Annotated in this window: 3 protein-coding genes; all 3 read left to right on the top strand. The window is 40.7% G+C overall.

The features are described 5' to 3' along the window. Positions 1-192 precede the first annotated feature (192 nt). Positions 193-8,058, top strand: coding sequence for a S8 family serine peptidase (locus H6G03_RS05675; protein WP_190462945.1), 7,866 nt, complete (start codon positions 193-195; stop codon positions 8,056-8,058). Positions 8,059-8,126: 68 nt separating this feature from the next. Beyond that, positions 8,127-11,015 carry a two-partner secretion domain-containing protein gene (locus H6G03_RS05670; RefSeq protein WP_190462943.1) on the top strand — a complete coding sequence of 963 codons (2,889 nt, stop codon included), beginning with the start codon at positions 8,127-8,129 and terminating at the stop codon, positions 11,013-11,015. Between the two features lie 11 nt (positions 11,016-11,026). Next, the gene (locus H6G03_RS05665; RefSeq protein WP_190462940.1) at positions 11,027-13,741 is read left to right on the top strand and encodes a CHAT domain-containing protein; all 2,715 of its coding nucleotides are present in this window, start codon (positions 11,027-11,029) and stop codon (positions 13,739-13,741) included. The last annotated feature ends 3 nt before the right edge of the window (positions 13,742-13,744 follow it).

Here is a 13,744-nt window from a genome sequence, read left to right as displayed (position 1 = left end):
TAGTTTTTTCCTAGCTGGCAAACTTTAAGCATAATTCTTAGCGCCATAACGCATAAATATGCTGAGGATGCCCCAATAAGATTGTGTGGATGCCCTGATCGCAGCAACACAGCTGATAAGACTCCTCTTGGTGGTCTTTTTTCAGCTGACTGAACAGATCGAGTATGTGTATCGACCTTGGGGAGCTAACAAATGTCCGCCTTCGATCTTGGTTTACTGAATACTTCTTACAACGCAACAGATGCTCTTAGCGTTGCCTATCCATCGGACAGGTATAACTTTACGCTCGGCGATACTCAAAGTTTAAAGTTATCACTCACCGGCATCAGTGCAGCAGTGGACTGGCAACTCAACGATAGTCAGGGAACAAATCTGCACAGTGGTTCAATTAGCCCTGCTAGTGTAGGCGCAATTAACCTTGATAATTTGCCATCTGGGGGATATTCTCTTGAGCTTTCCCAAACCAGTGGCGATACCAACTATACTCTCAACATTGACCCCCTGACTAAGTTGAATATAGAATCGGGATTTTTCACCGTTGGGCAAACGGGACAAGTCGGAGTTGATTACTTAATTGACGGTGGCGGATACCAAGGCGAGTTGGCTATTTTCAGTTTGACGGGAATGGAGGCTTTTGCTCCAGGTTCCGACTTATTTATTAAGGAAGTTGCTAGACGATCGCTCAGTAACTCCCCAGAAGGTTACATTGCAATACAAGATGCTACAGAAGGTGCTAAATTTAGTCCCACTTTTCCTTGGGGTGATAACCAAAACAGTGGCGAATATAAAAATATCAAAACATTCACCATGAAACCTGGTGAGAAATTTGGTTTGATGCTGGTTCCTAACGGTACTGTGCAAGAAGTATTCGATCGTCCCAATATCGGCGGAGCAAAGCGTCCTCTATTCTCCTTGGTAACTGCTAATCCGAATGAAGCGTTTCACGTCGGTCAAATTGCTGATGTTACGGGCGATGGGAAAACTTTTGTGATGGAGGATAAGCGGGTTGATGCTGGGTCAGATAAGGATTACAACGATTTAGTTTTTCGGGTAACTGGTGCGAGTGGAAAAGCGGTTAAGTTGGATGATGTAATTGCTCCCGATAAAGATTGGCGCAATACAAAAACAGCAGAAGATTTAAAGGATTATATCAATACTCCTCCGCAATTTTTGCAGTTTAATACGAATTCGGTTTATCAACCCGGAGAGAGTGTTAATTTGATTGATGCTAAGGTTTTTGATGAAAATGGAGATTTGGATAAAGTAGAGTTGTACTGGTTAAAAGATGGTACTGAAATCAAACATGATACGATCGCTCAATTCACGGTGAATGAGGACTGGGCGACATTCAACTATTTTTGGACGCCTACCACACCTGGTAATTATCAAGTCAAGGCGATCGCTTACGATAAATATGGCTACAATCACCCACAAGAAAGCCATCACAGCAACGAATTTATTAAAGATATTCGGGTAAATTCACCACCAGAACAACTGCAATTCAGGATTGACAGGAATCTCTATAACGCTGGCGAACAGATTAGCATTACGGATGCTAAAGTATATGACGCCGATGGTTTTAGCGACTTAAGTAAAGTGCAGTTTTGGCTGAAAAAGGATAATGGTGAATGGTCAGCAAGTAATCCCATCGCTAATTTTAGTGATTTGCAACAAAACTGGGGTGCATTTAACTACGATTTGCCTAAAGAGGTTGGTAATTATCAGTTAAAAGCAGTTGCTTACGATAAAACAAATGCTGTTAGTAATGAGGTGATTCAAAGTTTTAGCGTTCTCCAAAAACCAGATGTGCTACCACCTGTAATTAACACACCACCTGAATCTCTGCAATTTAACTTACTACCATCTTACACGATCGGTCAACCAGTCAGCATTAACGATGCTAAAGTTTTCGATAACAATGGAGAAAATGACCTGCAAAAGGTGACTTTGGAGTTATTCAAAAATAACATTAGTTTCGATCTGCAGACTGTCAATATCGTGGATGATAATAATGGTGCAGACGGTTGGGGAACTTTTAATTATTCCTGGAGTAATTTACTAGAAGGAAATTATCAGTTAAAGGCGATCGCATACGATCGCTCTGGCCTTGACGCTCAAGCGAGCCAAATATTTTCCGTCGTCGGCCAACCTCCGGTATCAATAATTAACTCACCGCCAGAACGATTGCAATTGAACTTATTGCCATCTTACACGAGCGAGCAAACAATTACCTTTCCGAATGCCAAGGTATACGATGAAAATGGCGAGAGCGATCTGGACAAAATCAGTTTAGAGTTGTACAAAGATAACGTAAAATTGGGCAATTATACTGTCGGAATAGTCGATAACGGTATAATTGGAGACAATTGGGGAACTTTTAATATTTCATTCAATAAGTTAGAGGTGGGAAATTACCAGATTAAAGCGATCGCATACGATAAGTCCGGCGCAACTGATACCGAAACTACTCACTTTACGATCGATCTTCCACCCAATAAACCACCTGAATCTTTGAACTTCAGCATTTTACCTCTTTATACAACAAATGAAAAGATTAGCTTCAGGGGTGGGAAGGTTTCCGATCCTGATGGTGCTAGCGATATAGCTAATGTATATTTTTGGTTGGGAACACTGGATGGGAAAGGTTTTGGCGTTGGAGATGTTAAACAAAGTTTAAGAGCGGATCGCTCGGACAGAGCTAGGTTTGATTTCAGTGTAGATTTGAAATCGAAAAACTTAGCACCGGGGCGCTATCAGTTGTGGGCGATCGCGCAAGACAAAGCGGGAAATTACAGTACGCCAGATGTTGAATATTTCTCGGTGATTACAGATCCTGGGGGGAGTGGGCTATCAGATTCGGTAAGGTTGGCAATCGCAGATTCAACCAACTTGGAAAATTATACCCCAGAAGCACTGGCGAAAACACGGGAATGGGTTGTTTGGACTACGCCGGATAAATATTCACCAAGTTTAGCGCAACAAATAGGAGCTTACGACCAAGGTAATACAGGGTATATTCCTAATACTTACATCTGGGATTTTCCCGATAATATTACCCCAGAAGAAGTAGTTCGGCGATTGAATTCGCTTCCGGGGGTAGAATTATTCTATCCACTTGCCCCTCTGCAACCAGAATTGCTATCCGAACCAAAAAATGAACCTTTGGTAAAAAATCCTCCTAATTTTGTTCCAACCGATCCAAACAACGTCAATACTCTCAATAGCTACCAGTGGTATTTGCGAACAGGTGTAAATCCAAGCGCTGATGGAAATATTACGGCAGCTTGGGATGTTTCAGTTCCAGGTAAACCATCAGAAACGGTACGGGGAAGGAATGTAGTTATTGGGGTTGTTGATGATGCCTTGGAATATACTCATCCAGATTTAAAAGATAGGTATCGCGCCGATCTCAGTCGAGATTTTAATCAAACAATTGGCTTAGACGACATTCTCTATCCATATCTCGATCGACCGCTGTATAAGCCAATAGTAGACATATTTGGCAATATAGTTTCTTGGCAGAGGGTAAATTGGGATTACTCCTACGATACAAACCCAGATCCAACCTATAGTGCTATTCTTCGGGAGAAATTTACAAATTGGCAAAAGATTATAAATGATTACATGAAGACCAACCCCATACCTTTAGATGTACCTTTGACTGGAGTCTTAACCGATGTAAATGTACTTTTAGATGTTACGCATCCGTCGATTAAAGAGTTGGATGGATTTTTGTTTAGACCGGAGGAATTAAAATTCAATCCGATGATTGGCGATCGCTCCACTACTAATCCTAGAGGAAGAGGAGGAGAAGATGATTTTAAAAATTACCCAGTTGAGTTATTTAAGCTTCTAAACAAGGTAGGAGGTAATTTTTACGATACTATATTTGACGATAGCTCAGTCAAGCCAATTACTGAAGGCTTACCATCATTTAACGAGCGATTTAAACCAACGGGAACTTTAGCAGATTTTAATAACAAATGGGTAGGGGGTACATGGAATTTAAATATCCACGATTATTATAAAGGCAATGAAGGCTACGTTAATAATTGGGGGTTAGAGTTACAAACATATAATCCTCATGGTACTGCTGTAGCGGGAATTGCAGCAGCTAGTGGAGATAATGGGATTGGTGTAAGTGGTGTAGCACCGTTAGCTTCTTTAGCTGGACTGCGGCTGATTGCCGATGAAATAACGGATAAACAGATTGCTGATGCTTTGTCCTACAAAAATCAGGATATCGATATTTACAATAACAGTTGGAAGCTAGTCAAACCGTTTGCTGGCCCGCTGAACTTGAGTATGATGGAGGAAAGCGTAAAACAAGGGCGTAACGGATTTGGTAGTATTTATGTGTTTGCAGGTGGGAACGATCGGCAATCTGGTGGTAATGTAAATTATAATCCGTTGGCTAATTCCCGGTATGCGATCGCGGTAGGAGCGATTGATTATAAGGGCGAACAAAACCGATACAGTTACAGCGAACCTGGTGCATCGCTGTTAGTTTCAGCCTATTCTAGCGGCAGTGGTGCAGGTATTACAACCACAGATTTAGTAGGAGAAAAGGGCTATTCTGCTAACGATTACACCAGCATTTTTGGCGGTACTTCTGCTGCTGCACCTTTGGTTTCTGGTGTTATTGCTCTGATGTTGGAAGCTAACCCCAATTTGACTTGGCGGGATGTACAAGATGCTTTGGTGAAGACTGCGAAGCAAAACGATCCAAATGAGTTAGATTGGAAAACTAATGGCGCGGGATATCACATCAACCATAAATATGGTTTTGGCGCAATTGATGCTAAAGCTGCCGTTGAATACGTTAGTTCGCCCAACTGGAAACCCCTAGCAGAGGAAACGGTAATTTCATCTGACTTAGAAAATGTTGCTGATAGTGATATACCTGATGGCGATTGGCAATCAGGAACGTTTTCGACAACTGAGATTGACGAGGATATTACTGTCGAAAAGGTGGAGGTACAACTTAATGCTATCCATCAAGACTGGGGTGATTTAAAGGTAGTCCTCACTTCTCCAGATGGTAAAACAGAGTCAGTTTTAACTGAACCTACACCAACACCCGCTAGTAATTCCAATAGTATTTATCAAGGTATTAAGCCAAAATCGAATTGGTGGACTTTTACCTCAGTCCGTCACTGGGGTGAATCTTCTAAGGGCGAATGGAAGTTGCAAGTATTTGATGGTAAAGGCAACCAAGTTCAAGGAGATTGGAATAGTTGGAAGTTGAATATTTATGGGACTAAACCGATAGTAACGATGATGGCGACAGATGCTAGTGCGACAGAAGGTGGCGATCCGGGTCAGTTTATAGTTACTCGGACTGGGAATACTAAAAATCCATTAACAGTCAATTATACTGTAGCTGGCACTGCTACTAATGGTACGGATTACAACAATATTAGTAGCAGCGTAGTTATTCCTGCTGGAGCAAGTTCTGTACCAATTCCTATAATTACGGCAGGAAAAGATGATGCTGTATATGAAGGCGATGAAACAGTAATATTGAGTTTAAATGCTGATGCAGCTTACAATGCGGGAACAGTTAATAGTGGGACTGTAGTAATTACAGATAATGACTCAGTGCCAGTGCCAAATGTTGTGACTAATACTAATGATAGTGGGCCGGGAAGTTTGCGTGCTGCTATTGAATTTGCAAATGCGAATTTGGGTAAAGATACAATCCGGTTCAATATTCCAACTACAGATACTGGTTACAATCCTGTTACGGGTGCTTTCACAATTCGACCTACATCAGCATTGCCAACAATTACTGATCCAGTTGTTATTGATGGTACTACTCAGCGTGGGTTTGCTGATAAGCCAATTATTGAATTGGATGGTAGTAGTGCAGGCACAAACTTAATTAGTGTAGCTGGTATATCCATTACTGCTGGGAACAGCATTGTGCGGGGTCTGATAATTAATCGATTTAATTCTTCTGGAATTGTATTGCAAACAAAGGGTAACAACATCATTGAAGGAAACTTTATTGGCACCGACGTGACTGGTACCCAGCCATTAGGGAATTCCTCTGGTGTAAGTATTTTGAGTGGATCTAGCAACCTCATTGGAGGAGCTACCACAAAAGCAAGAAATATTATATCAGGTAATGGTTTTGGTATTACGATGGCGGGTACTACGAGTAATATAATACAAGGTAACTATATTGGTACAGACATAAACATCACCAATACCGATGCGTTAGGGAATGGTAGGGGAATTTGGATTAGGGATGATTCTGCTAACAATATTATTGGAGGAACTGCACGGGGAGAGGGTAATACTATTGCTTTTAACAATATAGGCATCGATTTATCAAACGCTGATCTTCGTTCTATTAATAATGCAATTCTTTCAAATAGCATATTTTCCAGCGGTAGTAAAGGAATTTCACTGGAAGAGGAATACCCTGACAGGGCAAATGATATAGGAGATACTGATATTGGGCCTAACAATTACCAGAACTACCCAGTGCTTATATCTGCCTTTAGCAACGACAATAGTACTACTATTGAAGGAATGCTTAACAGCACACCAGAAACTACTTTCAGGCTAGAATTTTTCTCTAACAGTAATCCAAGTCCTGTATTTATGTTTAGAACCCTTTTAACTCCTCTGGGCTATGGGGAAGGCGAGAAGTTTCTTGGTTTCCAGAATGTGACTACAGACAGCAGTGGTAATGCCAGCTTTACAGTTGAGTTGCCAACCTCAGTTCCAATTAGTCAATTCATTAGCGCGACTGCAACTGACTCAAACAACAATACCTCAGAGTTTTCTAAGAATATAGGCTTAAAGGTAATAAGCCCTGGTAAAACCGATCGAGTAAGCATTGCCTCTGACAGCGCTCAAGCAAATAATAACAACTATGGATCTTTAATAAGTGCTGATGGTCGCTACATAACTTTCTCCTCTGAAGCTTCCAACTTAGTAGCAGGAGATACAAACGGAGCAAGGGACATCTTCGTGCGCGATCGCCAGACAGGACAAACTACACGAATAAGCGTCGCCACTAATGGTACTCAGGCAAACGGCGATAGTGACTACAGACCTACAATTAGTGCTGATGGACGTTATGTAATTTTCGGCTCTTCTGCTTCTAACCTAGTCGTTGGAGACACAAATGGAGCGCAGGACATTTTCGTACACGATCGGCAAACAGGTCAGACCACAAGGGTAAACTTAAATGTTGATGGTACTCAGAGGGAAAACGGCAGCCACACTCCATCAATTAGTGCTGATGGACGTTATGTAACATACAATTCTTCTGTATTGGTTACTTGGATAGAAAATGGAGAGACTAACATATCGAGTGTGACTTACCTCTTCGTATATGATCGCCAAACAGGACAAACTAAGCAGCTAAGCACTATAGACGGTTCTCTAAACAATAGTAGTTCTTCAATGAGTGCCGATGGACGTTATATTGCGTTTACTTCTAGCGCTGATAACCTCGTACCTGGAGATACTAATGGGTACAGTGATGTCTTTGTGTACGACCAAGAAACACAAAAAACAACCAGAGTAAGCGTTGCTTCATCAAGCGGTGCTCAGAGTAATAGCAATAGCGCTCAACCCTCAATTAGCGCTGATGGACGCTATGTAGCTTTTACCTCCAGCGCCACGAACTTAGTTTCAGGTGGAGACACCAATCTCTTTAAGAATGACATCTTTATACATGACCTAGTATCGGGACAAACAATGCGAGCAAGCGTTGCTTCTAACGGCACTCAAGGAAACGACTATAGTTCTTATCCTGTCATCAGTAGCAATGGACGTTATGTAGCCTTCAGATCTAACGCCGCTAATCTAGTAGATGGAGATACCAACGGAGTTGCTGATATTTTCGTAAAGGATCTAATTACAGGTCAAACCAGACGGATAAGTGTTGCCTCTGACGGTACTCAAGCAAACAATGCCAGCGATAGCGTATCCCTTAGTGCAGATGGACGCTATGCGGCGTTCTATTCTTTGGCAACCAACTTAGTGCCAGGAGACACCAACAACAGTATCGATATTTTCGTCAACGAGCGGTTGTGATAACAACGATTCTTTCTCACGGTGCGTTTAAAAAGTAAAATAAGACCGTCTTGGAGCGATCGCTTTTAATGAAACAGGGTATTTACCGATTTGGGCTTAGTGGCAGTATTGCTCTTTACTGCCTGACTTCTGTGTGTCCTACGTGGGCGCAAATTATTCCCGATGCTACACTTCCGAATAATTCGATCGCTATACCCGACGGCAATACCAGCCGCATTGAGGGAGGAACTCAAACGGGAAACAATTTGTTTCACAGCTTCGAGCAGTTTAATGTTCCCACTGGTGGTACGGCGTTTTTCAATAATGGATTGGATATTCAGAACATTTTCACGAGGGTAACGGGTAGCTCCATTTCCAACATTTATGGCTTAATCAAAGCTAACGGTACTGCCAATCTATTTTTGCTCAATCCAAATGGTATAATCTTTGGCCCTAATGCAAAACTAGATATCGGCGGTTCGTTTTTAGCCAGTACAGCTAATAGCTTTGTTTTTAAAGATGGTACTCAATTCAGTGCTACAAATCCTCAAGCACCACCTTTATTAACTGTCAACGTACCCATTGGCTTGCAATTCCAAGGAACACCAGGACAGATTACTGTAATGGGGCGACGTCACAATTTAGAAATAAATTTAGAAGAAGGAAATAGAGAAGAAATCATCCGCGATGCTAGACCTGATGGCCTCAAAGTTCAGCCAGGTACCACTTTGGCACTGGTAGGCGGTAATGTGATTTTAGAAGGAGGAAATCTCACTGCCATTGGAGGAAGAATTGAACTATGGTCTGTAGTTAATGGTCAGGTGTCTGTTGATAGCAGTAATCAAAAGCTGACAATTAACAACCAACAGGTAACAAATAATTATGGAACAATTCAACTATTAAATGCCTCATCATTAGATGCCAGTGGAAACAACGGCGAAATCCAAGTGCAATCACAAAAACTATCATTACAAAATGGTTCCACAATGTTTGCGATAACAGAAGGAACAGAGCAAGGAGGTTCTCTTACTATTAAAGCTTCTGAATCTATAGATTTGCTTGACGCTACTCCTACTAAGGGAGGTGAATTATTTCGCAGCAGTTTTCTCAGTCAAAACTTTGCTCAAGGAAATGGCAGTAATATCACGATTGAAACCGGAAAATTAACAGTTGAGGGAGGGCAAATAGGTACTTTTGCTTTTAGGGAGGGAAATGCAGGAAACCTAACCATACGCGCTACAGAATTAGTTAATGTAGCTGATATATTCGGGGAAAAGGAAACTAACTTTGTAGGTGGCTTGTTTTCTCAAGTCAAGCCAGAAGCAACAGGAAATGGAGGCGAGTTAAGTATTGAAACTAGACAACTCAACATCAAAGGCGGAGCCGCAGTATCGACAACTACTTCTGGTGCTGGTGCAGCTGGTAATCTAACAATTAATGCCTCGGAATTTGTACAACTCATCAATAGCAACTTAAATTCTCAGTCTGAGCCTGGAACTACTGGAATAAGTGGAAATTTAACAATTCTTACTGGCAACTTGCGAGTTTTAGATGGAGCGGAAATATCAACCTCTACTGGTGGCGCAGGAAATGCCGGAAATTTGCTAATTCGTGCTTCAGATTCAGTAGAAATTAGGGGAAATAATGATTCTTTAGCTAGTGGTATATTTGCTCAAGTTACTGATTATGAAGCTACAGGAAACGGGGGAAATTTAACCATAGAAACCAAAAGATTAATTTTACAAGATGGAGGACAAATATCAGCTACCACTTTTGGTAAAGGACAAGCTGGCAATTTAATAGTGCGGGGAATTGGAGGAGGAAATAATCCTACTGATTCGATAGAATTGTCAGGAATATCATTCGATGGTGAATATCCAAGTGCTTTATTAGCTACAAGTGAAAAAGATGCAGGTGGAAATGGGGGAAATTTGCAGATTTATACAAGAAATCTAACTCTCACCGATGGCGCACAAGTAGCTGCTTCTACTTTTAGCACAGGCTCTGGAGGGAGTGTCACAATAGATGCTTTAGATTCAGTGCAACTAATAGGAACTAATGGAGAATTTGCTAGTGGTTTGTTTGCTCGGACGCGAGAATATTCATCTGGTGATGCAGGAAGTTTGACTGTTACGGCTGGAAGCTTGATTATCCGCGATGGTGCTAAGGCAACTGTAAGCAGCTTTTTAGGGTCTGGAACTGCTGCTGCTGGTAACTTAACCGTTAGGTCTGATAATATCTTTATGGACAATGGAATTATTAATGCCGATACAGCTTCAGGTGATTTCGGCAATATAAAATTAACCTCAAACAATATTCAACTGCGTCGAGGAAGCAGCATTACCACTAATACAAACTCTTCTATTGGTGGCAACATCACGATCGATACTGATACTATAGTAGCTTTAGAAAATAGCGATATAACCGCTAATGCTGCACGCGGCTTTGGCGGTCGAGTAACAGTGAATACACAAGGAATATTTGGTACTCAATACCGGGAAAAAGGTTCGGAAATAACAAGTGATATTACAGCTACTTCTGAACTTGGCCCTGAATTTAATGGCGTGGTGGAAATTAACACGCCGGATGTTGACCCCGCTCAAGGATTAGTGCAATTACCAAATCCTGAACCCCCTCGACAAATTGCGCGGGGATGTCCGGCGGATGAAGGTAGTTTTATTATCACCGGAAGTGGCGGATTACCTGCTAATCCCAGTGAAGCACTTCGCAGTAATACCGTGCTGGTTAATTGGGTTACTTTGCCTCCGAGAGGAGAAAATCGCTCAATTTCAGCTAATTTCACGATTCCTAAATATACCCGAATAGTCGAAGCGCAAGGGTGGGAAATTAATGCTAAAGGTGAGGTAGTTTTGACAGAGCGCCCTGCGACAGCCGTACCTTATAATTCAGGAGAAAGTATTGCAACCTGCCATCGCTTCCTACAAAATCCGAACTTACTACAAATGAACACAGATTAAAAAGGATATTTATGATGAAAAATTTAATTTTTCAGAGAAGCGCTAAGTGGCATAGAAAAATTTTACTATATATTTTGGTGGTAATTGCGAGTGCAGGAATACACATTACTTTTCCTCATTTTCTGCTTAATGCTCAAGCCCAAAACCGCTTTTCCAATATCCCAGAACTGGTTGAACAAGGAAGGGCTTTGTATGAAAGTGGACGTTTCAATGATGCAGTAACGGTTTTGTTACGTGCAATATCAAACTCTTCAGCCGAACAAGATAGGCTAATGCAAGCTACCATCTTTAGTAATCTTTCTTTAGCTTACCAGCAGCTTGGAGAATGGAAAAAAGCCGAAAAATATGTTACAGAAAGTTTAAATTTATTAGAAGCTGAGCGAAAGTTAGGTGATTCTACAAATAGATTGAAAGTTTTGGCTCAAACTCTCGATATTCAAGGACGTTTGCAGTTAGAAACAGGACAAGCAGAACAAGCTTTGACCTCCTGGAAAGAAACTGTTAATATTTATGAAAAAATTAGCGATAATGCTGGTAAAATACGCAGTCAAATAAACACTGCTCAAGCTCTGCAATCAATAGGGCTTTATAATCGAGCCGAAAAAACTTTAGAAGATGTGAAGAAAATTATTGAACAACAACCGAACTCTTTAGAAAAAGCCAGTTTATTACGCAGTCTTGGTGATGTTCTGCAAGTGATTGGCGATCTAGATAAATCTGAGATTGTTTTAAAGAAAAGTTTAGAAGTAGCACAATTATTACAATCGCCACCAGAAATAAGTGCTACTCTCCTCAGCTTGGGTAACATGGAACGCTCCAAGGGCAATAAAATATTATCCCAGCAAGATAGCGCCATTAAACCAAATATTACACCTTTAAACTGCCCGTATAGAAGTAGCCAAGAAGCAGCGCTATTTTACACTCGCGCTGCCAACTTTTATCAGGATGCTACTACTAAGTCTGTTTCCCCTACTACACGCCTTCAAGCCAAGCTAAATTACTTAAGTGTATCGTTATCTACAGCTAATTTGGCAAATATTCAGGAAGCTTTACCCGAAATAAAGGCAGAACTCAAGGAATTACCAGCTAGTAGAACAGCAATTTATGCTAAAATTAATTATGCCAAAACTTTAACTTGTTTGAAACAAACAAATCAAGTTAATACTTTATCGTGGAAAGAGATTGCCCAATTTTTAGCGATGGCTGTTCAAGAGGCAAGAAGCCTGGAAGACAAACAAGCAGAATCTTATGCTTTGGGCTATTTAGGTGGGTTGTATTTAGAAAATCAAGATATTAATCATAGTAAAGAAATTACCGAGCAAGCTTTAATTATCGCTCAAGCTATTAAGGCTAGGGAAATTACTTACCTTTGGGAATGGCAGTTAGGATATTTACTTGAGAAGCAAAGAGATATCAAAGGTGCGATCGCAGCTTATGAAGCAGCAGTCGGAGATCTAAAGTTTATCCGCCAAGATTTATTAGCTAATGCAGATATTGAATTTTTATTTCGTAAAAGCGTCGAACCAATCTATCGACAGTTAGTTGAATTACTATTGCCATCATCAGGAGATCAACCTATTCAGGATAATCTCGATAAAGCACGTCAGTTGGTTGCCGATCTGCAAGTAGCTGAATTGGAAAACTTTCTAGGGTGTAGCTTACAGAATCAGAAATCGGTAAAGTTGGACAAAGTTGCTGACGAAAACAATGCCGCGATCCTTTATCCGATTATTTTACCAACACGATTGGCAGTTATTGTCAAATTACCTAAGCAAGATGACTTGCTCTACTACGAAAGTAATGTTAACCAGATAGAAGTAAAAAGTAACATAGAACAACTAAGGCAAAAAATACAAAATCCTGCGTCGGAAAGCCAAGAATATCTATCTTTATCTCAAAAATTATATGAATGGTTGATTGAACCAGCTGAAAAATATCCAAAAACACCTTTAGATTCAAAGCAAGTAAAAACTTTGGTATTCGTACAAGATGGCAAATTACGACAAATACCAATGGCAGCAATATATGACGGTAAAGAATATTTGATAGAAAAATATGCTGTTGCATTGAATTTAGGATTGGAATTACAAAACCCCCGAAATATTCGTCAAGAACGTTTAGAAGCTTTGAGTGCGGGAATTACTAAAAAACTACCGGGATTGGATCGTCTTGAATATGCTGGAATCGAGTTGAATACAATAAAAAATTTAGTTTCCACAAAAGAACTGCGTGATGAAAAGTTCATCAGAGACGACTTTAAAAACCTACTCAACTCGCGTCCTTTTTCGGTAGTTCACTTGGCAACTCATGGGCAATTTAGTTCCCAACCTGAAAAAACATTTATTCGTGCCTTTGATACAAGTATCAATATCAAAGAGTTAAGCGATATATTCCGAATCCAAAGCCAAAACAGATCCGAACCGATAGAATTACTTGTTTTGAGTGCTTGTCAAACAGCGACGGAAGATGAGAGATCTGTTTTAGGGCTCGCTGGAATAGCAGTACGTTCTGGGGCGCGTAGCACGATCGCGTCGCTGTGGTTTTTAAACGATCAGTCTAGCGCCCAGTTAATGGAATTATTCTATAACAATTTAAGAAATCCAAAAGTGCCTAATAAAGTAGAAGCTTTGCGTCTTGCACAAAAGGAACTACTGACAAATCCCAAGTACGGATATGAAGCACCAGCACACTGGGCTTCCTACATTTTGGTGGGTAATTGGTTATAGTTG

This window comes from Aerosakkonema funiforme FACHB-1375, assembly GCF_014696265.1.
In the GTDB taxonomy this organism is placed as follows: domain Bacteria; phylum Cyanobacteriota; class Cyanobacteriia; order Cyanobacteriales; family Aerosakkonemataceae; genus Aerosakkonema; species Aerosakkonema funiforme_A.
Note: the sequence above shows the minus strand (reverse complement) of the source record. Positions and strands in the feature narration are given on the sequence as shown.